General features: G+C 37.6%; 30 protein-coding genes. 7 read left to right on the top strand and 23 right to left on the bottom strand.

Translation table 11 applies throughout. The features are described from left to right. Positions 1–378: 378 nt before the first annotated feature. From EW028_RS06220 to EW028_RS06230, 3 genes are all read right to left on the bottom strand, one after another. Complete coding sequence (locus tag EW028_RS06220) at positions 379–1,281, bottom strand: CobW family GTP-binding protein (RefSeq protein ID WP_131520259.1); 903 nt, start codon at positions 1,279–1,281, stop codon at positions 379–381. A gap of 68 nt (positions 1,282–1,349) precedes the next feature. Continuing rightward, a complete protein-coding gene (locus EW028_RS06225; protein WP_048392917.1) occupies positions 1,350–2,864 on the bottom strand; it encodes a lmo1851 family serine protease in 1,515 nt (504 codons plus the stop codon). Between the two features lie 300 nt (positions 2,865–3,164). Further along, positions 3,165–3,938, bottom strand: a complete 774-nt coding sequence (locus tag EW028_RS06230) for a GNAT family N-acetyltransferase (RefSeq protein WP_131520260.1) — start codon at positions 3,936–3,938, stop codon at positions 3,165–3,167. Between the two features lie 131 nt (positions 3,939–4,069). Between EW028_RS06230 and EW028_RS06235 the strand changes: the two genes are divergently transcribed. Beyond that, the gene (locus EW028_RS06235; RefSeq protein ID WP_131520261.1) at positions 4,070–4,348 is read left to right on the top strand and encodes a translation initiation factor 2; all 279 of its coding nucleotides are present in this window, start codon (positions 4,070–4,072) and stop codon (positions 4,346–4,348) included. A 43-nt stretch (positions 4,349–4,391) separates the two neighbouring features. Here the strand turns inward: EW028_RS06235 and EW028_RS06240 are convergent, their stop codons facing one another. The 5 genes from EW028_RS06240 to fabZ form a co-directional block, all read right to left on the bottom strand. Then, positions 4,392–5,138 (bottom strand): polysaccharide deacetylase family protein, encoded by a 747-nt coding sequence (locus tag EW028_RS06240; RefSeq protein WP_131520262.1) that lies wholly within the window; start codon positions 5,136–5,138, stop codon positions 4,392–4,394. Positions 5,139–5,201: 63 nt separating this feature from the next. After that, positions 5,202–5,660, bottom strand: a complete 459-nt coding sequence (locus EW028_RS06245; RefSeq protein ID WP_131520263.1) for a DinB family protein — start codon at positions 5,658–5,660, stop codon at positions 5,202–5,204. Continuing rightward, positions 5,644–6,138, bottom strand: a complete 495-nt coding sequence (locus tag EW028_RS06250) for a hydroxymyristoyl-ACP dehydratase (RefSeq protein ID WP_131520264.1) — start codon at positions 6,136–6,138, stop codon at positions 5,644–5,646. Before EW028_RS06250 ends, EW028_RS06245 begins: the two co-directional genes overlap by 17 nt. Before the next feature lie 89 nt (positions 6,139–6,227). After that, complete coding sequence (locus tag EW028_RS06255; RefSeq protein ID WP_131520265.1) at positions 6,228–6,410, bottom strand: hypothetical protein; 183 nt, start codon at positions 6,408–6,410, stop codon at positions 6,228–6,230. Between the two features lie 17 nt (positions 6,411–6,427). Next, complete coding sequence (gene fabZ / locus EW028_RS06260; protein WP_048392930.1) at positions 6,428–6,853, bottom strand: 3-hydroxyacyl-ACP dehydratase FabZ; 426 nt, start codon at positions 6,851–6,853, stop codon at positions 6,428–6,430. Between the two features lie 212 nt (positions 6,854–7,065). On the opposite strand from fabZ, the gene EW028_RS06265 reads away from it, so the two are divergent. Continuing rightward, positions 7,066–7,683, top strand: a complete 618-nt coding sequence (locus EW028_RS06265; RefSeq protein ID WP_004230157.1) for a LysE family translocator — start codon at positions 7,066–7,068, stop codon at positions 7,681–7,683. An 87-nt stretch (positions 7,684–7,770) separates the two neighbouring features. Beyond that, a complete protein-coding gene (locus EW028_RS06270) occupies positions 7,771–8,250 on the top strand; it encodes a DinB family protein (protein ID WP_131520266.1) in 480 nt (159 codons plus the stop codon). A 23-nt stretch (positions 8,251–8,273) separates the two neighbouring features. Here EW028_RS06270 and EW028_RS06275 read toward each other — a convergent pair whose 3' ends face one another. The 3 genes from EW028_RS06275 to EW028_RS25180 all read right to left on the bottom strand — a co-directional run bounded on the left by EW028_RS06275 (position 8,274) and on the right by EW028_RS25180 (position 9,973). After that, a complete protein-coding gene (locus tag EW028_RS06275; protein ID WP_131520267.1) occupies positions 8,274–9,212 on the bottom strand; it encodes a DUF2268 domain-containing putative Zn-dependent protease in 939 nt (312 codons plus the stop codon). A 5-nt stretch (positions 9,213–9,217) separates the two neighbouring features. After that, the gene (locus EW028_RS06280; RefSeq protein ID WP_131520268.1) at positions 9,218–9,709 is read right to left on the bottom strand and encodes a GNAT family N-acetyltransferase; all 492 of its coding nucleotides are present in this window, start codon (positions 9,707–9,709) and stop codon (positions 9,218–9,220) included. A gap of 99 nt (positions 9,710–9,808) precedes the next feature. Further along, positions 9,809–9,973: a hypothetical protein gene (locus EW028_RS25180; protein WP_004230164.1), complete on the bottom strand. Its 165-nt coding sequence runs from the start codon at positions 9,971–9,973 to the stop codon at positions 9,809–9,811. A gap of 221 nt (positions 9,974–10,194) precedes the next feature. Between EW028_RS25180 and EW028_RS06285 the strand changes: the two genes are divergently transcribed. Further along, positions 10,195–11,040: a copper amine oxidase N-terminal domain-containing protein gene (locus tag EW028_RS06285; protein WP_131520269.1), complete on the top strand. Its 846-nt coding sequence runs from the start codon at positions 10,195–10,197 to the stop codon at positions 11,038–11,040. A gap of 91 nt (positions 11,041–11,131) precedes the next feature. Next, positions 11,132–11,305 (top strand): hypothetical protein, encoded by a 174-nt coding sequence (locus tag EW028_RS25185; RefSeq protein WP_175400719.1) that lies wholly within the window; start codon positions 11,132–11,134, stop codon positions 11,303–11,305. 47 nt (positions 11,306–11,352) lie between these two features. On the opposite strand, the gene EW028_RS06290 is transcribed toward EW028_RS25185, so the two are convergent. The 3 genes from EW028_RS06290 to EW028_RS06300 form a co-directional block, all read right to left on the bottom strand. Then, on the bottom strand, positions 11,353–11,736 hold the full coding sequence (locus tag EW028_RS06290) for a VOC family protein (RefSeq protein ID WP_054548625.1): 384 nt from the start codon (positions 11,734–11,736) through the stop codon (positions 11,353–11,355). Between the two features lie 51 nt (positions 11,737–11,787). Continuing rightward, on the bottom strand, positions 11,788–12,066 hold the full coding sequence (locus EW028_RS06295; RefSeq protein ID WP_054548639.1) for an ArsR/SmtB family transcription factor: 279 nt from the start codon (positions 12,064–12,066) through the stop codon (positions 11,788–11,790). 286 nt (positions 12,067–12,352) lie between these two features. After that, complete coding sequence (locus tag EW028_RS06300) at positions 12,353–12,841, bottom strand: Lrp/AsnC family transcriptional regulator (protein ID WP_131520270.1); 489 nt, start codon at positions 12,839–12,841, stop codon at positions 12,353–12,355. 192 nt (positions 12,842–13,033) lie between these two features. Here EW028_RS06300 and EW028_RS06305 point away from each other — a divergent pair, with 192 nt between their 5' ends. Beyond that, positions 13,034–13,924 carry a DMT family transporter gene (locus EW028_RS06305; RefSeq protein WP_131520271.1) on the top strand — a complete coding sequence of 297 codons (891 nt, stop codon included), beginning with the start codon at positions 13,034–13,036 and terminating at the stop codon, positions 13,922–13,924. 61 nt (positions 13,925–13,985) lie between these two features. Here the strand turns inward: EW028_RS06305 and EW028_RS06310 are convergent, their stop codons facing one another. Next, on the bottom strand, positions 13,986–14,378 hold the full coding sequence (locus EW028_RS06310) for a sensor histidine kinase (protein WP_131520272.1): 393 nt from the start codon (positions 14,376–14,378) through the stop codon (positions 13,986–13,988). A 423-nt stretch (positions 14,379–14,801) separates the two neighbouring features. Here EW028_RS06310 and EW028_RS06315 point away from each other — a divergent pair, with 423 nt between their 5' ends. Then, positions 14,802–15,314: a GNAT family N-acetyltransferase gene (locus EW028_RS06315; protein WP_131520273.1), complete on the top strand. Its 513-nt coding sequence runs from the start codon at positions 14,802–14,804 to the stop codon at positions 15,312–15,314. Positions 15,315–15,364: 50 nt separating this feature from the next. Here the strand turns inward: EW028_RS06315 and EW028_RS06320 are convergent, their stop codons facing one another. The 8 genes from EW028_RS06320 to EW028_RS06360 all read right to left on the bottom strand — a co-directional run bounded on the left by EW028_RS06320 (position 15,365) and on the right by EW028_RS06360 (position 23,894). Then, on the bottom strand, positions 15,365–15,556 hold the full coding sequence (locus tag EW028_RS06320; RefSeq protein WP_227744876.1) for a hypothetical protein: 192 nt from the start codon (positions 15,554–15,556) through the stop codon (positions 15,365–15,367). A 278-nt stretch (positions 15,557–15,834) separates the two neighbouring features. Next, positions 15,835–16,173: a hypothetical protein gene (locus tag EW028_RS06325; protein WP_131520275.1), complete on the bottom strand. Its 339-nt coding sequence runs from the start codon at positions 16,171–16,173 to the stop codon at positions 15,835–15,837. A gap of 98 nt (positions 16,174–16,271) precedes the next feature. Beyond that, on the bottom strand, positions 16,272–16,808 hold the full coding sequence (locus EW028_RS06330) for a TlpA family protein disulfide reductase (RefSeq protein WP_131520276.1): 537 nt from the start codon (positions 16,806–16,808) through the stop codon (positions 16,272–16,274). Between the two features lie 413 nt (positions 16,809–17,221). Further along, positions 17,222–17,815 carry a histidine phosphatase family protein gene (locus EW028_RS06340; protein ID WP_131520277.1) on the bottom strand — a complete coding sequence of 198 codons (594 nt, stop codon included), beginning with the start codon at positions 17,813–17,815 and terminating at the stop codon, positions 17,222–17,224. A 19-nt stretch (positions 17,816–17,834) separates the two neighbouring features. Next, positions 17,835–18,173, bottom strand: coding sequence for a hypothetical protein (locus tag EW028_RS06345; protein WP_131520278.1), 339 nt, complete (start codon positions 18,171–18,173; stop codon positions 17,835–17,837). A 204-nt stretch (positions 18,174–18,377) separates the two neighbouring features. After that, positions 18,378–20,063, bottom strand: coding sequence for a methyl-accepting chemotaxis protein (locus tag EW028_RS06350; RefSeq protein ID WP_131520279.1), 1,686 nt, complete (start codon positions 20,061–20,063; stop codon positions 18,378–18,380). A gap of 680 nt (positions 20,064–20,743) precedes the next feature. Then, a complete protein-coding gene (locus EW028_RS06355) occupies positions 20,744–23,539 on the bottom strand; it encodes an ATP-binding protein (protein WP_131520280.1) in 2,796 nt (931 codons plus the stop codon). Then, a complete protein-coding gene (locus EW028_RS06360; protein ID WP_048392951.1) occupies positions 23,532–23,894 on the bottom strand; it encodes a response regulator transcription factor in 363 nt (120 codons plus the stop codon). Before EW028_RS06360 ends, EW028_RS06355 begins: the two co-directional genes overlap by 8 nt. Between the last annotated feature and the right edge of the window lies 1 nt (position 23,895).

Consider the following 23,895-nt stretch of genomic DNA (forward strand, 5'->3'; position numbering starts at 1 on the left):
TCTGCTAACTACGCCAACGAAGAAGAAAATGCGCGAAAAACCACGTTTTTTTCGCGTTATTTTTTAGCAGGTTTCACCAATCTATGAAATACTTACGTTTGAAAGAGGGTTGACACCCCTCCTAAACTCGTAAATATTTTAGAAAATAAACAGCTGATATGAATAAAAAATGTATGTTTTATACACTCATTTTTTAATCGCCTTTCTTCATTACTTTCAATGCATCACCCTAGAGATGGCTAGTGTCGTAGCCTCATGTCAGCCTAATATTACAATTGTGTTACAAGAGCGTTACATTTCATTTACATAAAAATAAAACAACCTGTGTAAAGCTACACAGGTTGTTCACGTGCAGAAATTCACTGGTTGTTTTATTCTTCAATTCGCCCCAATAATAGGTAAAGCACTAACATTCTCTCCAATAATAACAAGTTTTGCTGGCATTTTCAGATATTCTGGGAGCCATTGCACCATTCCATAAGCATATTGGAACAACATTGGGTTTTTGATGCCCTTAATTGGTACATAGCCTTTCATACGATAAATCGTTTCAGGTAATGCACGCACCCAATCTTCAAACTGCTCCTGTGTAAATTCCTGATCTGTAAAATCTACTAAGCGAGAGCCCAGCTGCATAGAGGCTATTGGCGCTTTAACTATATCTGCTTTATCGACCTGTGTTGTTGCCTTCAGCCCCTCTAATAAGCTGAGTGGTACGCGCCCATTTGTCGTTTGCAATATAAAGGCATGAGGGTTCAGGCCCTGCAGTTCATAGACGACCTGACCTTGCTCTGCCTCTGTTAATAAGTCTGTTTTATTTGCTAACAATAGATGTGCATGGCGAATTTGCTCCAGAAATAAAGAGCGCACTTGTGGTGTTAATGTATTACGTTGTAGCCAGAGCTTAGAATCCGCCACCGTGATAATGCCTTTCACATTGAGCTGATCTGCAAAAAGCGGTGAAAAAACGGCATCCAAAGCTTCTACAGGATGTGCTGCACCTGTTGTCTCGATAATGAGCACATCAAAATCACTATCTAATAGAAGAGATTGAATTTGTGCCTCTGTTTTTTCAGCACCCGAACAGCAAATACAGCCCTCTAGCATCTCCTTTAGCGGGATATCCTTTTCCACTGCCTGCGAGTCAAATGGCAGCTTCCCGAGCTCATTCATAATAACAGCAGGCTTTAATTTCTTTTCTTTTAGCTGGCGAATGACATCTGTCAGCATGGATGTTTTGCCACTCCCTAAAAAGCCACTAAATAGGTACACATCTTTCATAGTAGTTCCTCCCATCAAAAAAGCTGTCGCAGATGCCGTGAAAGACAACTGTTGCGACAGCTACATTGTTAGTTTGTTGTTTCCTCTGTTTTTTCGGCTGTTCCTACAAGAAGCTCTTTCGCTTTTAGTAACTGAGGATCATCGGCTTTCATTTTTGCACGTAACGCATCCATTAAAGCATACGTTGTATTACCCGTTAGAATGCCTGTTTCTTCAAGGTTGTTCGCTGCTTGTAGTTTTTCTACTGCCTGTGCGGTATTGTCATCAAAGATCCCATCTACTTCACCAGGCTCATACCCTAGCACCTGAAGCATCTCCTCTGCTGCTTTCACAGAGTCAGATTGTAGGCCTGTCTTCATTTCTAAAGAGGCATTCAAGTATGGTAAAGAGGCATAGGATGGATACGCAACTTTGACATCAGGCTCAATTCCTTTTTCATTAATCCAGTTGCCCTTCGGTGTTAACCATTTACCTGTCGTAAATTTCAAATTAGAGCCGTCTTTTAACGGTGTAACATTTTGGACAGTTCCTTTACCGAATGATGTTTCACCAACAACTTTAGCACCAACTGACTCTTTTAATGCTCCTGCCAAAATCTCAGAGGCTGAAGCACTGCCACTATCAACTAGTACCGTGATCGGTAGGTTATATTTTTTACCTGCAATGGCATTTGTAATTTGAGGCTCCGCATCTTTTTCTTGTACCTGCACAATCGCCTTTCCTTCTGGTACAAAGAAATTAGAGATATCGACTGCAGCCTTTAGGTAGCCACCAGGATTTTGACGTAAATCTAAGACAATGCCCTTCATTCCTTTACCTTCATACTCAGTAAGGATTTTTTCAAGCTCTTGGGCAGTTTGTTCACTAAATGATGTAACTTGAATATGGGCAATATTGCCATCCAGCATTTCACCATAAACGGTTTCGACTGGGATGTCATCACGAACAATCGTCATTTGAATAGGTTCCGTATTTTCGCCACGTTTTACCGTTAATTTTACGGGTGTTCCTTTTTCGCCACGAATCAGTGCAACTGCCTCTGTTGCACTTAAGCCCTGAATACTTTTCCCATCAACTGTTAAGATAATATCTTTTGGTAATAAGCCTGCCTTTTCAGCAGGAGAATTTTTGATAGGTGACACAACTGTAATATAACCATTACGTTCTTGGATTTCTGCACCAATTCCTTGGAAGCTTGAAGATAGGCCAGAATTAAATTGGTCCGCTTCTTCCTTTACCATGAAATCGGAATAAGGATCGCCTAATGCATCAAACATACCATTGATCGCACCATCGACCACTTTTTCATCGTCAATATCTTGGTAATAGTTATTTTTCAGTAAATCAAATGCTTCATATAATTTTGTAAATTCCTCTCGTTCAATCGGAACTTTCACTTCCACTACTTTCTTATCACCAAAGGTTAACGCAAAAATCGTTAAACCTGCCGTAATAAGAATTGTAAAGAACATTAGCATGATAAATTTAAACGGTTTCAGTTGTATAAATTGTCCTGCCGGCTTTATTTCAGCTGGAGTCGGCTCCTGCTGCTGTTCTGTACTTTCTTTTTTCTGTTCATCCATCTTGATTGTCACCACTCTCATTTACACTAACTTGTTGTCACACTACTACCATCTTAACAGGTTATCCAGAAGACGAAAAGAAAAAGACTGTCAAAATTTCATGACAGACCTTGTCCGATCATGCTTCATTCTAACTAGCAGTCCAGCACCTATTCAGCCATCATACTACTAAGTTTAGGCATATTATGGTACTGCCTTTTAATTTTACTCATTTCCTAGTAGCAGTCAACAAAAAACTCAAAGAATCATAGAAATGCTATAAGAATATAACGTGCCAGTATCCAAAAAAGTTGCATCCTATCAGGAATTATTCATGAGTTTTTGCAGTTTTTTATATACGGAATGCACGGTTAATCGATGAAAGGCAATCAATTGTCCTTTATAAACCACTGAAAAAATACCATACGGTGTCGGTGATTTCTCCATCAGATCTTCTCTCGTTTGAAGATCCACCAGCACTGGCTGCAAGCCTAATTTTTCGGCAGCTAATTGAATATTTTCCGTGGCGACGTCTACATATGGACATTGAAAGGAACGTAAAATCGTTAAATGAGGAAATCTCGTTAATCGTTCCTGCCAATTATCAGGAAAGTATGGCCGTTCAACGCTTTCATGAAATGGAAAGACCCATAATTCAAAATCATCGAGTGCTGTTGCCATATGTTGAAACTGGTGCTGTAAAAACAAATCCTTGCTTGGCGTCCAGGAAGTTTGGTCATTCGTAATGACCATCACTCCCTTTTTTCCACGTTCCTTGGCATCCTTTAAGCATCTCTTCAGTAATTGTGTACCATAGCCCTTGCCCACTGCACTTACCCATAAACAGTGAATCACCACATAGCCATCTGCATGTACAACTCTTGAAGAGTATTCCGCGTCCGTATATTCTATAAAACCTACTTGTTTTTGATTTTCAAGTACTTGTATGTAATGTAAGCCCTTTTCAAATTGTTGATTAAGCCATTTGTTTTTGTTCTGGTAGCCCTCTGTTTTCTTCTTGCTTCGTAAACAATAGCTGCCCTTCCCCTCTAACAGCTCACTATTCATTTGAATCAGCTCTATATGTTGTGTCAATGCTAGTCCCCCCATCCGTTGATTGTACTAATTTTACCATTTTTAGTGAATCATTCAACGATCATAGTAATCGCCTTTTCACTTGTTGTCGCATATGATGCAAGTAATGACAAATGTAAGGAGGAAGAATAATGGGGAGAAATAATAAACCGACCCAAGGCAATGAATCCATAGAAATTTATGCGGCTAAGCTATCCTATATTGGCACAGCCATTTCAACATTAGGGGATGGTTTACAAACCATTGCAGCGGGACTCGCATTAGAAGCGCTCCAAAACGCGAACAATGATTCTTCTCAAACGAATAATGGCAATGGAAATGGGCATCAAACAGTTAAAATAGATAATATGCAGAAACAAATTGATTATTTAATTGCTGAGCTTAAACACATCAAAAAAATGTTTAAATAACCATTACATAAAGAAAAGTGTTGAAGATGTTTCTGCTTCAACACTACTGTTTTTTTTCCATTTTCTTATGTGTCCTTTGGATTTCCAATAATTCAGAAACCGTCACAAACTGATAGCCCTGTTTTTCAAGCTCCGGTATGATTTGTTCCATTGCCTGAACCGTTTGTGCTCGATTTCCCCCACCGTCATGAAATAGGACAATATTGCCTGCTTTCACACCTTTTAAAACGGTATTCACGATGCGCTGAACACCAGGGCTTTTCCAGTCAAGCGTATCTAAATGCCAAGACCACATCACAACCTTATAGCCTTTTTTTGAAATTGCATCAATCATCGCATCGGTATATTGTCCTTCAACTGGTCTAAATAATGTTGGCTGATAGCCTGTAATCCCTGCAATCACTTCATCTGTTTGCTGTATTTCTTTCATTAAATTGGTAACATTTGTTCTTAAAGGGTGTGTATAGGTATGATTGGCCAATTCATGTCCTTCTTCGTACATTCTTGTAATCAGCTCAGGATTTTTTTCTGCATTTTGACCGACAATAAAAAAGGTTGCTTTTGCATTATATTTTTCCAATACATCAAGGATATCCGCTGTATATTTGCGATGTGGCCCATCATCAAATGTTAAGGCAATGATTTTTTCATCTGTCTGAATTTCCCAAAGAATTTGACCTGCTTCCTCATAATATTTTCTTCCTTTATTTTCAGAAGAACTCACTTTTACATAAAAAAGCGACACCGTGATTAGACTAAGTGGTAGTAAAAGCAATAAAAACTTTTTCACATTTTCACGTCCCCAAATAATTATTTTCGTACTTTATTATTTGAGGATTTCCTAAAAAAATGCTTATGTTTCGCATTCATTCATTAAAATTTGATGGTGGATATGATGTGCCAGATGTTGCATATACTCCTCTATCAACCATCCCAATGTCCTTTGTTGTTGATTCATCACACATGGCTGGGCCAATGTCTCTTCATCAAGGTGGTCCAGTACATACATGATTTTTTGGTTGATGCTTGTCCACAACATTAAAATATCTTCTATTGGTAATTCCTGATAGCCCTGTAACGCGACCCATTGTACTTGGTCGTATGTAGTCACTACATAGGGTGAAGCTTCATTCTGAACTTGAAGAAATCGTTCAAGATTGACAATAGCCGAATCACATAAATGACCGATTACTTCTTTTTTGGACCATTTTTTTGTAGCAGGTCGTTGTGTTATTTCCGCTTCTGTCATCACACGAAATACTTCTGGTACTTTTATAAGCCAATAATGTAATTGTTCAACTGTCTTTTGCACGAAGGTCACTCCCTTCTGAAACAATTGTTACGTAATAATCTAATAATGCAATCACTGCCTGCACTCGCTTATGTTCGATTTCAATTTTAAAGGAAATCCATATAATGGCGACATTAAAACTCAAGACGGCTAATGCAACAATTTGGGCAAGCGACATGCCGATCATGAGTTTGCTATTCATGGTTGTAGCAAGCAATGTAAACATGGATAAAATAACACCACTCATGGTAATAAACATGGGCTTCATGCGTATTATCTCATTTGCCTGTACCTTTAACAGATGGACAATAAATCGCAGCTCTTGCCTTGTATATTGTTGCTGAAGGATAACAAAATAGGACTGATACACATCCTCATCAAGCTTTTTATGCAATATATTTTTATGCATCTTTTGCACAAATTGATCACAGAAATCGTTCGCCAACGCTTGCTCTGGCTGTAGCTGTTCTTCTTTATGCTCTATAAAAGCGACCCTCAAACCTCCTCACCCTCTCATATTAAAAACTTTCACTCCATTTACTATATGAAGGAAAGAGAGCCGTGTAGTACGAATTGAAGCAAAGTCGTTTATTTTTGAGTGTCTTTTTGCCGCGCTCTACTTAATCCAAAAATAGCTGTTGCGAAAACAAAAACTACCGTACAAAGCCACATTGTCAACCCATTCCAAGCGCCTTTAGCAATCGTAATATTCGCTAATAGCGCTATTTGCATAATACAAACGGCGATATAAAGCATAAATGTGTAATTCAACTGAGAACCTCCATTTTCTAAGATCCAAAAGCGAAAACAAGATCCGTCTCGCAAACTATTTCTCCATCTACCATTGCAATCCCTCTGCCTTTCCCAACAGCGCCCTTCACACGCGTAATCTCCACTTCTAGATGTAGCTGATCACCAGGCTTTACTTGCTTTTTAAAGCGACAATGATCGATTCCTGCCAATAAACCTAATCTTCCCTCATTCCCAGCCTTTGTCAGCATAATCACTGCACTAACCTGTGCTAATGCTTCAACAATTAGTACACCTGGCATCACAGGATACTGTGGAAAATGACCTTTAAAAAACTCTTCATTAATCGTTACATTTTTCAACCCCACTGCGCGCTTGCCCTCTTCTAACTCCACAATACGGTCTACCAAAAGAAATGGATATCGGTGTGGCAAAATAGCTTGTAATTGTTGACTTGTTAACATATGAATTCCTCCAACGTATTTTTATAATCTTATTCTAACACTAAATATTAGTACTAGGTAATAAAATTTCATTAGTATTATCCATTAGTTTTCTGAATTATTTTTCATTATTTTTTCAATATTTCTTTATCGACAGCCACACAATAGCTAGAATATAATATTCCATGCATTCACCCTAGAATGATTAGTTTATTAGAATAGGATGGTTTCGCATGTTATCTTTTATCGCAATAGTTCTTTTATTATTTTTAATTCCAGGTCCTGCAGTTATTATTACCATTACGCAAACATTAAAAAGCGGAAAAAAGAATGGTATTTATACAGCTTTAGGTATTGGTCTTGGTGACTTGGTTCATACATTAGCGGCTGTTTTAGGTCTCTCTGCTATTTTAATGAAATCGGCCACTGCCTTTGAAGTGGTGAAATATATTGGTGTGGCATACCTTGTGTACTTAGGCATTCAGATGCTCCTCACAAAGCCAAAGAAAATTGAGCAACCGACTGTCGAACAAAGTCCTGCTAGTACTTCATTCCGTCAAGGCTTTTTAGCAGAAATCCTCAATCCAAAGACGGCACTGTTTTTCCTAGCCTTCCTACCGCAATTTGTTCAGCATAACGAGCAATCTGTCACAAGCCAATTGCTAACACTCGGTATAACATTTGTCGTGATGAGTGCTTTATATACAATCCTACTCGCAGTAATTACAAGCTTCATTGGCGAAAAAATCTTTACAAAAACAAGCGGTAGCTCACGCTGGCTCGAAAAGACAGTTGGCTTCGTTTATATCGGTCTCGGTGTCCGTTTAGCATTACAGACACAAAGTAGATAAATTGGAGAAGAACACAAAAAGTGTTCTTCTTTTTTTGCAGGAAAATGGAGTTTTAATAGCCAATAATATTAAAAAGGAGGGTTACATTTGAATCAACGTCAAGAAAATCTATTTCAGCAGCTAGCCAATTATCGTGGCGAGCTGCTTCACTTACTCGAGCATGTATCAGAAGAAAAAGCGAACATCATCCCAGCTGGATTTCATAATAATATTCGCTGGAATATGGGTCATGTTTATCTCGATCAATATTTATGGATAGAGGCATTAACAAAGGAAAAGGATATAGATTTAGAAGCTCTCAAGAAATGGTTTGGCTTTGGTACATCGCCAAACCATTTTGACGACGAAACGCCATCCTTTGAGGAATTAAAGAAGTATTTAGCTCAGCAGCCTGAACAATTAAAGGAACAGTATGGCCATCGATTGTCAGAGGAATTCCCTCCTATTGATATGGGTATGCAAACCATTGAACAAGTACTGTTACGCACCATCTTTCATGAAGGTATGCATTTACAAGCGATTTTAACCATTTATCGATGCCTAAACGAAGCAACAGACCTAGTTTGATACTGGGTCTGTTGCTTACTTGTTTATTGATAGTTTTCGAGATAGTTTCCTTTCTCAAAAATTTCTTTCGGACTTAAAGCAGTCCACTCCTCTATCGATACATTGGGATGCAAATCCAGATAGGATTTTACCATTTTATAGCCCTCACTGTAGCCATATTCATAGGGTAGACCATTTCCACCTCTAATTATATCTAATGCACGATGCAGATCAGGCTTATCCAAATCTGCTGCAACATCTGCCCAGTAGACTTTGTTGTCATCTAAATCAACTCGCGTAAAGTTCAAATCAGGATAAACTAATTTTTCAAACATCACAGCCCTTCCTTCAAATATGAGATGGTCTAGCACCTTATTTTCACCACGTGGACGTTTTTCAGCTGCAACGCTATGATGATATTCATGAGCGATAATGGCCCTGATAGATTCATCAGTATAATATTTATTATAGAGTGCTGTTATTTTACCTGCACCAATCGTTACCATATTCGCGTTAACGTCTGTGGCTGGAAACACACATACCGTTGTTTCATTATTAGTTGAAAGAAATTCAGAAGATTTGAATAGACCCTCTTTGATACTCTTTTCAGTTGCTTCCCTATCAATTTTTTCGCTTAATAATTGATTTTCTTTCAATTGTTTGGGTGTGATATTCAACACCGTCTCAGCCATATTTATATATTCACCATTCTCAAAACAGGCACTATAAACAGGATCAATGACCTCTTTTCGATAGACATCCAATGGTGAACGATCTGGGTCCTTTTCTACCTTTTCCGTATAGTTTTGAAAAAGCTCATAAGCATGAACTATTTTATATGGTTGCTTCGTTTCTGGATGTTCGAATGAAACCGTGATATTATCTACATCCCGTTTTTCATGGGAAGGCTTTTCTGTTTGTGCACAGGCACTAAGTATGAAGCATAACATCATTAATACAACAAAACCCTTTACATAATTCATCCTTTTCATCCGTCCTTTTCATCAGGTAATAATTTAACCATGCTAACGTTCGTCAACGATATGCCTTGTCGCTCGACTGTTTGTGTTTGCATGATTTGGTACCCTTTCCGTTCAAAAAATGGTCTCGCTGTAAGACTAGCATCCGTGTAAATATGGGTAAGACCAAGCTTTTTTGCGTCTGCTTCTAGTAAATCTACGATGGCTGATGCAATCCCCTGTCCTTGAAAATCCTTATGGACATAAAGTCGATCTAAATAGCCCTCCATTGTCATATCCCCAAAGCCAACAATTTGATGATGCTTCCGTGCGACATAGGTCTTATTATGTCTTAAAGTCTTTTGCCAAGTCGCTACTTTAACTGGCTGTATTGCTAACGGTGCCCAAGCCTCCAATTGGGCCTGTGAATAATCTTTTGCGTTTACACTATGTACGGTTTCGTAAAATAATTGCAGAATTTCTTCTAAATCATCGTCATGATAGTTTGTAAAATGAAGCATCTATACACCCCTTTTCTCGCAATCTATTATACCAATGATAGGATATTTATGTAAAATTATAGCAAGCTTATAGATCCCTATAATCTATAAGCTTTTGTTTTACTGTTTCGGTGTATTGGCTGTTAGCGGGTTTGCATTGGCGACTAATTGTACAGGCGTCGTTGTTTGTTGAAAGCTATCCTTTTGTCCTTGATTCGATTTCCCGTAGCCTTTCATCACAGCAAATAATGCTGCACCAACAATGCCCCATGTCAAAAACTTCATTTAAAAAACCTCCTTTCAGCATTAGTATTCGAGAACAAATACAGATTATACGCTGTCAAAAAGTTGCTATTAGCGATGGTGACTTTGTGTCATTATGCATCTAATAATTAAAACGTTTATCGAATTCAGTGAAAAAATAGTAAGATTTTTATTATATACTAAAGAATATTATGGTAAAATTTCGAGGTGGTAAGTGTTTTAAGTAAAGGAGGTTTATTACCATGAAGAAAATTTTTACAGGGCTATGTCTAACAACGATGCTGTGGATGGCAACACCCGCGGAAGCTGCAACAACACAAATCAAAATCGACGATGTTGTGGTAAAATCTGATACAGCACCCGAGCAAAAAAACAATCGAACAATGGTGCCATTACGAGTGATCAGCGAAAATCTTGGTGCACAAGTTCATTGGCAGGATTCACAAATCACCCTTGCAATGGATCAAACAACCATTAAATTGAATCTTAATAACCGAACAGTCATTAAAAATGGTGAAAAAGAACAATTGGATGTACAACCATACATGAAAAACAATCGCACCTATGTACCAATCCGCTTTATTGCTGAAACATTTGGCAGTCAAGTGCATTACAATCAAGGCACAGTAAATATTACGACTGAACCATTGCTAATCGAAGATGAAAAAATCAAGGTACTACGCTATGAATACCATATGACAATGGGTGGGATCATTCAGGACATCAAGGGCAATGCCTATCACCAAGCGCTTTACAAAATTTTCCAAGAAATGAAAGGTGACAAAGTTGAGGCTCCGAAAGAATATTATTGGCACTTCAATTTAGAAGCACCTGGATCTTATTATAAGCTTGGCCAATTCGATTTTATGAGCCATGATAATAACAGTGTCAAACAATATGATATCTATACATTAAATCAACCTTTCCCTGAGGAACTATTACAGGGCTATCCTAAAGTTCTACTACATGATGCATCAGAGGATAACTGGTATCTATTCTCTGAACAAGCTGTAAAGTCAATACAGCAGCTGATGAATAGCGCAGATCATAATGGCTTTAGCAAAATAATTAGTAATACGGTCGCTTAAAAAAATTTTTAATGGCAGCTATACACAACATATTCTGTAAAAAGATGTGCAAAATATTCATATCAACGATTGATTGATGGAGGTTTGCCTCATGCAGAAATTCCTATCATTAAGTATAGCGCTACTATTCCTTTTATCTGCTTGTTCGTCGGAAGAAGCTCCGCCCAGCGAGGAAGCAGAAGCCAAAGAACAGACCGTAAATGCGCAGCCAAAAGAAAACCTAAACGTTTTGAACGATGATAAAGGTTGGGTAATGGCTGAGTAATGAGAAAAGCGTGTTTTGATATTTTTTATCAAACACGCTTTTCTACACTATTTTTGTATAATCTGAATAAGGTTGCCACATGTATCATTAAAAACTGCTATTGTGACTTCTCCCGCTTTTGTCGGCTTAAGTGTAAATTCAACGCCTTTCTCCAGTAAACGGCTATACTCCTTTTCTAAATCAGCAACTCCAAACATTGTTGCTGGAATGCCTTCAGCGAAAATCCTCCTTTGATAGTCCTTTGCTGCAGGATGCTCATCTGGCTCAAGTAATAGCTCAGTGCCCTCTAAATCATCAGGCGACACAAGCGTTAGCCATCTATGTTTTCCTACTGGGACATCCTCCTTTTTTACAAACCCTAGCTTTTCCGTATAAAATGCCAGTGCCTTTTCCTGATCTTGTACAAAGATACTGTTAACAATAATATTCAATTGCTTTTCCTCCTTTTAAGTTGTTTAAGAAGCATCCTTCACACGTAAACTTTACTCTACCCATCCTTTCAGTAAATCTTTAAGTGGTTCCTTATTGAAAAGAATGACTCGATATTTTCCCTTCCGCTGTGATAGGACGAGTCCAGCACTCTCCAAGACAGACAGATGCTTAGCAATCCCCTGTCTCGAAATTGAAAGTTCATGTTTCATTAGAAGACGCACCGTCAATTCATACAATGTCATCTCATCACACTCAGCCAGTTCATCTAATATAAGTCTACGAGTCGAGTCCCCTAGTGCTTTAAAAACAGCGTCTTTATCCCAATTCATAGCTTGATTATAGGCAACTATATGGTTGCATGTCAACTATAAGCAACTTGTGGGTTGTATGATTTTTGTACGTGTGGTCTCCTTATTTGAACAGGATGAATCTTTAGGAGCGGGGTCTATTCTTTTTAAGCGGAATTCTACTCATTTAGAGTGGTAACTAACTTTTTTAGGACGACTTTCTACTCGTTTAAAGCGGCTGCTTACCTTTTTCGAGCGCTTCTCTACTCATTTGGAGCGGCTGCTTACCTATCATGAGTAAAAAAACAGCAAGCCTGAGTTAGCTTACTCAGACTTGCTGTTTTTCTTCGATCGGTAACACTGTAGAATATTTAATTTCTCGTAAGGATAAATTCGTTTGAATTCTAGAAACGCCAAGCTTATTTAATTTTCGAATAAATTGATCTAAGTCTTGGCGGTCTCGAATTACGACCTTTAACAAATAATCATAGGCACCAGTTAAGCAATGGCATTCCAAAATTTCGGTCATTGTTTTCAAGCTGTTTTCTAACTCCTCTATTTCCTTTTCCTGATGAATATTCGTGCTCATAAATATATAGCACAATAAATCAAAACCTAATTTTTCCTGATTTAAAATCGCGACTTGTTGATCAATATAGCCTTCATTTTCTAGACGTTTCACCCTTGTATGGGTTGCTGGTGGGGACAAATTGACCCGTCTAGCTAATTCCGCATTGCTAATGTGAACCTCTCGCTGCAAAATCGCTAAGATTTGCAAATCCACATGATCTAATCCTTTATTTTTGATATCCTCCATTGTTTTCTCCTCTTTTGATTATTTTTAGACAAGGAAGTTTTTAACATGATTCCAAAACGTTATTTCGAAAATCGTCAAATAACTTTCATTTATTTTGATTTTATTCAATTATACAAAATATTATACTGACAAATCTCTAATAGTGCTATGATTCTTATTATACACAAAAGCCAAAAGGAGTGTACCTATACTATGGTTAAATTTTATATGGGCTTAATGCTTGTCACGAGCTTACTATGGGGAGGCAATTTTGTTGTGGCTAAGACGCTAGTGGCACATGCCTCTCCGATGACTTTAACGTTGGTTAGATGGCTGATCGCCGTGATCGTCCTGCTACCGTTAGTTTGGTGGAAAGAGAAGAGATTGGTTCCTGCTAAGGCCGCTCTTGTGCCATTATTTCTGATGGGCATTACAGGTGTTGCCTTGTTTAATATATTTCAATTTTTAGCGTTGGAACGAACAACATCCACGAATGCTGGTCTTATTTCTACAATGAATACCATGTCCATCGCCCTTTTTTCCTTCGCCTTTCTGAAAGAAAAAATAAATGGCTTGCAGCTTCTGGCGATGGTACTCTCTTTAATTGGTGTTTTTCTTGTCCTATCGAAAGGAGATTGGCAGCTGCTATGGCACTTCCAATTGAATATAGGAGATTTATGGATGGTGGCAGCCGTTTGCGTATGGGGACTTTATTCTGTATGTAGTAAGTGGGCTATGCAAACAACCTCTCCGTTAATGGCTACTTTGTATGCAGGTTTGTTTGGGGTACTCATCCTAGTCCCATTCACGATCAAGGATTTTACCTTCTCTGAGATCGACTCCTCTTTCATCCTTTCGCTTCTTTATACAGGGGTCATCTCTACAGTAGTTTGTATGGTATTTTGGAATATTGGCGTTCAACAATTAGGTGCTACAACCTCTGGTATTTTTCTAAACTTTAATCCTATTTTTACAGCATTGCTCGCCTTTTTATTTATCGGTGAACAGCTAAGCTGGCTGCAAGGCATTGGGGGAATCATCGTGATTTTGGGCTGCTACTTATTCACACATTTTAAAACGAAGACGCCTCAGGCTGTGCTCTAAATTTCTATTTTTCAAACTTGCAAATAATAAAAGATGCTTTGCTCATCAGGAGGCAATGCATCTAATGACGTAGACGTTTTTTTGCTACTACCACAAAATGAAACCACCGTTCCTTCGTGAAGCTTGCTTGTAATACGTAGACCTTGACCATAATGGTGTTGCCATCTGATGGATGAGCGTTCTTTAGGCTGTAGTAGTTTTGCCAATTGCTCTTCATCCATTCCAACGCATTATCCGTTACGGTGATTTCAAGATGGGTATCAAAAATTGATAATACGAATATGTATCGTTCCCCGTCAGAACGCTTTAACATTCCATGCTCTAATGCATTTTCAATTAATGGCTGGATAGTCAGTGCTGAAATGAAGACATTTGTCTCCGACTCTAGTTGCCATACAACCTGAATACGCTTGCCAAAACGCTCCTGCTGAATATAGAGGTAGGCTTGAACCAACCTAAGTTCATTTAACTAGTGGAACAAGTGCTTCCACATTTTGAAAATTACTGGACTCTCTTAAAAAATCACTCAATGCCTCTACTAATTTACTTGTTCGCTCACTATCTAATTCACTTAACCCGACAGGAAGGAGGTCTTTTTAAGGACGGTCCTTTTTAAGTGGATGTCTGAAAGAAGCAAACCAGCAAACCAGTATTCATGTCTATCCCTGACCCCAATGCGCTCAATACCAAAAACATATTATTCACTTTTGCCTATTTCACCTCCTAGGTTACGCTCCAATAATAACTAACGTACGTTCCATGAACGCAACCATTGTACTAATCGCACATCTACAAAACTGAACAATCAAAAAACAGATGATATTAGCCCTAGACTACAGGTATAATGAAAGAAAAACCAAAATTGATTGGAGATGCCATGAAAATTCGATTAGAAAAATTAACACAGGGTGATTTTGAAAACTTATATGCATTTGAGGTTAAAAATAGGGCCTATTTTGAAAAAACAGTCCCAAGTCGAGGGGATGACTATTACGAATTACCAAATTTCATAAGAAAAAATGACATGCTTTTAGAGGAACAAGCACAACAGCTTTCCTATTTCTATCTAATAAAAAATGAACTTGAAGAAATTATAGGAAGAATCAATGTAATCGATATTGATAAGGATCAACGATTAGGCCATATCGGTTATAGAGTAGGAAAAGAATTTAGTGGGAAAGGGGTTGCCCATACAGCCTTACAATTAGTATTAGACCTTATGCGCCAGCAAGGCATGCTCATCATTGAGGCACAAACAACAACGAACAATATAGCCTCTCAAAAAGTATTAGAAAAAAACGGTTTTAAACAATTGGATAGAAGCGGAGAATCATTTGAAATGAATGGTCAAAACTTCACTTTTACTTATTACCGGTGGTTTAATTCTTAGGATGATCTGACAAACCGTATTGTCAGATCATCCAATTTAAAAGAATCTGCCTAATCTAATGAGACCCCTTTAATCGCTGTTTTCAATTCCTCTAAACTCTTAATCATTTGCAGTAAAGAATGATATTCAGTTGCATTCAAGTGATCACCATGCACTGTTATGTATCTTTTTATGCTACTTTCCATTGTTTGAATTTCTAGCATAGCATTATACTGAACGTCAGGTTCTTGGTGTCTACTCATCTCTCTATTTTGTTGGTTTGGATTTTGGGGCACTGCGGTTTGATAGCTCCTTTAACATCTTGTATACCTCCATAGATATACATATTTTGCATGACAAATTACTAATAACGAAGGGTAATTATAGTATAATAGTTACCTTTTTATTCCTTTATAATTGTAAAAATACAATTATCGAAGCCTATTTTATAATATAGCACTCTACAAATTCTATACAACGCAAAAAAATCAAAATGAGCACCTAGCCATCTTGATTTTTTGCAGGTGGAAGCCAATAACTTTCACACCTTTTGTGGTGGAATAATGCCTGTTACAAGTAAAATAAAGAATACCAATCCAATAAGGAAAAATATCAGTGACGCTATAAATACGGGCCCAAGTTTAACCTTGAACCGTTCTCGCTCATGAATGATCCCTGTTTGTGCACTCACTTGGGATGTATAAAGCCTTGACATCGCTCCACCGCTACTCGAAAAGTAAAACGTTCCTAAGGTAAAGGCAATGCCCGTGAAAAACATCACTTCGATAAATCGCACAGAGAATATTGTGGCAACCCAATACGTCAACGATATTTCTACAATCCACGCAATGATGATAATAATCATGTGTTTCCGTAGCATTAAAGGAGCCCCCTTCCTTTTTTCTTCAGCTACTTCTACGCATCATTTTGCGAAAAGTTTCATTTTTCTCAATATATCGTCTTAAGACTTAGATGTTCTTAGAGATCATCAATTAATTGTGTTAATTGTTGTTGAGTGAGCTCGCCTTTCACGCTGTGCTGTAATTTCCCTTCTTCATCAAAGATAAAGGTACTAGGATAATTCATCACTTCAAACGTTTTCTGTAGTACTCCCTCTTCGTCTAGAAAGATAGGAAACGATAAATCATAGGTATCCTTAAATGCTACCGCCTTTGCATAGCTATCATAGGCTGTGGCATTGATGGCTAGCAGCTCGACATCCTTTGATTTTTGTTGATAAAATGCCTCTAGTTCCGGTGCTTCCTGTTGACAAGGTCCACACCAGGACGCCCAAAAATTCACTACTACTATTTTGCCCTTATATGCTTCAAACGTTGTGGAGGATTGATCTAGCTTTGTTAAAGCAGTTTCATAATTAATTTGTTTGGTGCCATCCTCCAAAACAGTCATAGATGGTGTAAGAGATGCTTGGAAAAAAACATTTTTTAATGCCACACCAATAAAGATTGCTATGATAAGTGCAGAGATAATGAAACTTATTTTTTTACGATTCATACTAACTCTCCTTTTAAAATATACAAATATTTGTATATTTTACCATACTATCAACTAACAGGATATGAACTTTTTATAAAAAATAGCCCCTACTCTAAAAGTAAGGGCTACTCTTTCTTACGTGAAAGATGTTTTATTTTTATAGGCAATTACACTTACGAGAAATAGCATACTAGCTGAAAGAAAAAAAACAACTCGTATCCCATACCATTCTGACAACATGCCCATCATTAAAGATGAAAGGCCGAATCTTTAGCATTACTTCCACTTTGTTGCCAGAACACAAAAAGACCAGGTGTTCTCAAAAAATTGGAGCCCTGATCTTTTTGTGAAAAGTGAAACCTACTAGTTTGCTTTAGTGTTTTGTATTCTACTAGTACAGTAGTCGTGCCAGCTAGGCAAAGGTTACACATTTATAAAGGAAATTTGCAAAACGTATTTTCCTCGTTTAATCTTTGAACTGTATTTAGTTGTACGCCTTCAAAAATGAGTTGATAGATATCCGGTTTAGATGTATTTTTCCAAAAATCATAGCCATAACGGGTATCGAAATAATGGAAGATGATTGCCATAATATTACCATGTGTACAAATGACGATTGTTTGACCTGCATATTTCTCTAATAGATGAATGATTTCTGGAATGGCTCGATTTTGGACATTTCTGCTTGATTCACCACCCTCCAAACAGTAATCGAGGTCTTGAAATGATTTTTTTATCGCTTCATCTATTTCTTCGGTAGGAAGTTGATAAGCTCCCTTTAACTGTTTTTCTCTTAAACCTTCAATTATATGTATCTCCAGCATGTGATCATCAGCCAATCCTTGGATTGTTTGAATAGCTCGTGTATAAGGACTTGAAACAATCACATCTATGTTAAATGAATGGAGCACTGTCGTTATTGCACTTGCATCTTCCTTACCCTTTTTAGATAAGCCTCTTGTCCGTTCCTTTCCAAAGATAAATGGTGATTCTGCATGTCGAATCATTAAAACGGTTGTTTCCATTGCGATCCCCCTCGCCTTATTACTTATCCGCATATCTCCTCGCAAAAGTTGAAGGCTTATAGAATACCTTGTATGTATCGGCAAGCTCTGCTCTCACCCGTTCTGTTAGCTGCATTCCTTGCTGATTAAATCGTTCCTCTAATTCAACTCCATACGGAAAAATGCCGTCATTCTTCCAATCAATCCATTCTCCATATTGTCGAATCCATATTTCTAATTCGTGTTTTAATTGAGCTGATAGTGGGACATCCTCTATATTTAAATTACAAAAACAACGATGACACCAAATTGGGTCTGCCCCTATATCCCCTTCTACTCTTAGCTGATCGGTCATTTGTGATGGACATGCACATTCCATGTGTGAGTCGACTCCTTTTCACTAAATCTGAACTTACAACGATACCAATCATACCCTTTTAAAGAGGATTTATCAAAACGAGTGAATTATAAAACCCATGTCATACAAAAGGAGAAACCGTGTATTGGTTTGATCTAAGCCATGAGATGCGGTATCCAAAACTGAACCCAGGGCTCACCATTTTGATGAGTCCTGGGTTCATGCTTAGTTAAGCTTAAACTGGCCTACCTGGCTATTTAATTCTTCCGCCATTTTTGCAAGCTGATTGGAGCTATTCGAAATTTCCTCCATCGCACTCGAAGTTTGCTGCATCGTTGCGGAGGTTTCTTCCACCCCTGCAGCAGATTCCTGAGATATCGCTGCAATTTCCTCAATGCCTTCATCTATTCTTACAGAGTTTTCTACCAGCTGATTTAAGTTTTGAGAGACACTCGTAATGTTTGTGGCCATCTCTGTTACAGCCTGGTCAATTTCGATAAATGTTTGACTCGTGAGAGAGATTTGTTCTGTCCCTTGCTGTACCTCTTCATAGCTCCGTTTTAAAGAAATTGTGACATCATTGGTTTCCTCTATAATTTGCCCGACGATGAGCTCAATATCGATAACTGACACTGACACCTGCTCTGCCAATTTACGGACTTCTTCTGCCACCACGGCAAAGCCCTGACCTTGCACACCTGCCCGTGCCGCCTCAATTGCTGCATTGAGTGCCAATAAATTCGTTTGTTTGGCAATATCATTTATGACAACGACAAGCTTGGAGATATCCTGAGATTTATGATTTAATCCCTCTACTTTATCAACTGCATCATGGACGATGGCATCAATCTTTGTCATTTGATTGGTAGACGCTTTAATTAAATGTTGACCTGAATTTGTTAGAGAAAGAACATGATTGGAATTACTCTGGACGTGTTGACCGTTTTGACTTGCCTCATTCATTCGAATGACAAAATCACTCATCAAATTGGATAGGTCACTCGTATTATTTGCCTGTGATTCTGTTCCCTCTGCAATATCATTCATTGTCAGTGCTACCTGCCCGGTTCCTGACTTAATTTCAATCGAGGATTGTAGAAGTTGTTCACTGTGTGCAGCTACCTCATTGGACACATCTTGAATTCGCTGAAGCATGTCCTTCATTCTCGTAGTCATCGTATTGGTGGAAGCACTTAATTCTCCAATTTCATCTTTTGCCTTAATAGCTAGCATCTCATGGCTTAAATCACCCTGCGCAATCAGCTTCACTCGTTCTGAAATTTGCTGAACAGGTCTAGAAATTGATAATGCCGAAGTGAGACCGGCTCCAATTGCTAATAAAACAACGATACCAAATGCCCCAATACTAATTGTATTGAGACGTTCATTATTCTCTATTAATGTTTGTCCAGCCTGGCGAATCGACTCCTCGCGTGAGCTTGCCAGCGCTTCAAAGCCTTCACGTACTGCCCTAATTTCATCCTCTTTACTAATTAGGTTATTAACGGCTAATTCTTTATTGCCACCTTCATAGATTGGAAAGACATTTTCCTCCACATATTGACGCCATTCCTTTGCTCTTGCCGCAACTACCTCCAGTTCTGGCGATTCAAGTATTTGCCGAGCTTTTTCCTCGTTTGCTAAAGACAATTTTGTATATTCTTCATATGTATCTTTATATACTTTCTTGCCTGTTAATACATATCCTCTGGCAGCACCGATTCTCACCGAAATAGAGTTGGCTAAGTGCTGATCGACAATAGACAATTCCAGCTCCCGATGCACCATATCTTCAATCTCTTTATTCATTTGGATATTTGAATAAATAATATATCCACTTTGTATCATAATCCCTATTAGAATGATGAAAAATCCGAATAAGATTTTTGTCCGCAATGATTTGAACTTCATAACGATCCCCCCTCTTTCATTCAAAAATAAACCTTAAAATGAAAATTTTTACACTTACTAATCTGGTAATACTTTCCCTATGAACAAACAAGGGAATAAGCCGTTATTTGCTACTATGTACCAGTGATGCATTCTTTTACTATTTTTACATGCCATTTATGATATTTTTACTTTTCCGCAAAAAATCACTATTATAACTTTTATTATTCATAATTTTTTCACCACCATTCTAAAAAAACAGGTACTTACACATAATCCCTAGGAATTTAGAAATAAACATGCAGTATTTTTGTAAGAATTATTTTACTTCAAATCCCCTAAATTGGAAAGGGTGTAAATTAATTTTTTTAATAGATGTATTTTTATACATTAATTTAATTAACACTGGATTACTAAAAAAAACAGGTACTGTTAAACAATACCTGGTTTTATGGGAAACTTATTTTTCTATTTTATTGGTAGAGAAAGAACCTTATTCACTATTTTTTAAGAGACTTCTATTATAGAAGCAGAGACATTCTAATAAGTAGACTGTCTGCACTTTACTCTATACCACTATAATATACAGAAAAAATATTTAACAGGCTAAATATGACATAAGCTTTATCATAAGTTGTTCATCGTTGCGCTACTGCACTCACATTTTATTTACAATTTAATGCTACGGACAATGAATCCAGCTATCCTATTACAAACAGTTTTGATATTTCTTCAGGTGGGTATGGTTTGGTTAAGTATTTTTTAATTTGAAATTGGTCCACCATTTCTTTTACCTCATCTAATGCTGAGGATATAATAATCGGTATCTCTTTTGTATGCTCTCTTTCTCTTAGTGCATGGACTAAATCCCAGCCGCTCATTTCTTCGCCAAGCATTATGTCAATCACAATACCAAGTAAAGGCGTATTGAGTGTATCTTCAAAAGCTTTTTTTGGGTCATGATGATGAATTACGGTAAAGCCCTTGCTTTTAAGCTCTTCAGACAACAATAGAGCTAAGCTTAAGTCATCCTCGACGATCATAATGTTTAAGCCTTTGCTATCCTCCATTACATCCTCTTCATCGAAGGTGATAGTGTTATTTGCAAGTGGTAAAGTAAAGTACACAGTAGTACCTTGTCCCTCTTCCGACTCTATCCATATTTCTCCTTCATGCTTTAAGATGATTTCTCTACAAATGGAGAGACCCAGTCCAGTGCCTCCTATTTTACGTCTTAAACTATTATCGATTCGTTTGAATTTTTGGAACAACTGAGCAATATCCTGTTTAGATATGCCAATGCCCTCATCTTTTATGCTCACTTGAATTTTATTATTTTTGTTTTCTAACAAAATTTCCACATCCCCACCTTGTGGAGAAAATTTAATCGCATTTCCTATTAAATTAATAAATAATTGAACGAGTCTATCTTGATCTGCATTGACATGGACCTCTCTTGCCTTATCAATTAGATGGACATTATGCTTTTGCTCATGTCGGAAGCGATTGACAATTTCAAAAGCTATTTCATTTAATTGTAGTGTCTCCATGTTATATTGCTGCTTGCCTGACTCCATTCGCTGTAAATCCAAGAAGTCATTTATAAGATTGGTTAGTCGCACCGCTTCTCTATGAATTGTATCGATATATTTATTTTGTCGTTCGGGTTTTATATTTTTCGTTAACAGAAGCTCTGTAAAGCCAAGTACGCTCGATAAAGGCGTTCGCAGTTCATGACTTACCGTACTCACTAATTCGGATTTCATTTGATCTACTTCATATTCTCTTGTAATATCACGATGCACAAAAATTGTGCCTACTTTTTCCTGTCCATCAAAAAGACAGGTTGCATATACCTCGACAAAGATTTCATGTTCAGCCGTCATACAATAGCGGTATTTTCGTGTATCCTCAAAGCTTTCCATAATAGATGCCTCTAAAAATTCAATTAATTCATCTGGTTGGGCACTACATTTTTGGAAATGCTGGAGCCAATCCTTTTTAGGGATACTTGTTTCTGTTGTCAAGTTAAGGAAGTTAACAATGCCACATAGCGCACTATTGATAAGAACGGTATCGCCTGTAACAGAAACTAACTGGATTCCTTCGTTGACATTATCAATAATCGCTTGATTTAACGTCCTCGATTTTTCCACCTCTTCATACATAAGAATGCGTTCAAATGCGATGGACACACGATTTAATAGTCCGTTTAAACTATCTATATCCCGATCATTGTGGGGATGCCCCTCTCGTGTCGCCATTAAAATAGCGACTAGCTCTCGTTTAGAATTAAACACGGACGAATACAAATCGTAGGCATAATAAGAATCTTGTGCAATTCCTTTTTCATTTGCTGTTAATTGACGTTTAATAACAAAGGATTTTTCCTGCTTTAATCGCGCTTGTTTATCCATGTCAAAATTATCAACTAGGGCTGCAGCAGATTGATGTGATAAGCCTTTTGTTGCATACACATTACCCTCCATCCAATACAGCACACTCGTATCATATTGATAAATGTCGTTTAAATAATTATGGAGATTATCGATTAGTTTCTGTTTATTTAACGTAAAGGTTAGTACATGATTTAATTGATTATACTTTTCTAAATAATTTAATGAATTTTGTAATTGTAGTTGATTTTCTTGAAGCTCGTCCTGCTGCGCTAAAAGCTCCTCATTTTGAGTGGTCAGTACCTCTTCCTTATCCTGAATGGAGAGTATCATTTTAAGAAATGAGTTCGCTAGAATGCCTAACTCATCCTCCTTTTGTACAAGATTACCTAAATCAATGGATTTCCCTGACGCCAAAGCGTTTGTCGCAAGTGTTAATTGTTCAATTGGTCGAATCATATTATCCAGCACTCTTCGTAAAATGACCCCAACAAATAGTAAAATGAGACCGCTAATCATGAGCGAAATAAAAGTAAATAATTGCCCCTGCTCCACTGTCTTGCTAAAAATTTGGTTTAAGGAGTGGTCTGTTTTTTTCTTATAGGATTTTGTATAGGCAATAAATTTATTGACAAGGTCATTTGCGCCACTATTCGAAAGCTCTCGCAAAGCCTCATAATCCCCCATCTTCGCAAAGCTTAACCCTTTTGGGAGAGTAACTGTTTTATAATTATAATGAAAATCAACTAGCTCATTATAGAGCCCTCGTTCTTCTTCCGTTAAATCCAGTTGCGAAAACTGCTGTAATAGAACTTCGAAATTCTCCAAATTTTCATACAATAGCTTTAATTCCTGCTCATTTTGAAAGGCATAGTAGCCCCTTGCTCGAAAAAATATGCCATTAAAATTTTCTTCCAATTCATCCACAAGCATTGATTTTTCATACATTTGCTCTCTCTTCTGCTGTAGGGCATTTTGACTTGCATTGACTACGACAAGAAAGGCAGCAATGATGATTAAAAAGCTAACAACTAGAAAAAGCAGCATTTTAAAGAATTGGCTGCGTATACTTTTATTCAGCAAGGGTGTCGACTTAATCATTTAAGATGTCCTCCACCAGATTCATTAGCTTAATGGGACTAAACGGTTTGGACATAAAGTAATCTGCCCCTAAATCAAATACCTTTTGACGATCACTTTCCTGTGATTTTGCTGTCAGCATGAGAATAGGCATCGACATTTTAATCTCTTGTGGGAGAAGCTCGATCACCTCAATTCCTGTTAAATTCGGCATCATATAGTCGAGTATCATTAAATCATAGGAGCTTTCCATCATTTTTTTTAGGGCTTCTTCGCCATCCTCTGCCTCATCAATATCAAATTCTAAATCTTCTAATGTTTCACGTATTAACATGCGTAATATTTCTTCATCATCTACTACTAAAATTCTAGCCATC

This window comes from Lysinibacillus sp. OL1, assembly GCF_004332175.1.
In the GTDB taxonomy this organism is placed as follows: Bacteria; Bacillota; Bacilli; order Bacillales_A; family Planococcaceae; genus Lysinibacillus; species Lysinibacillus capsici.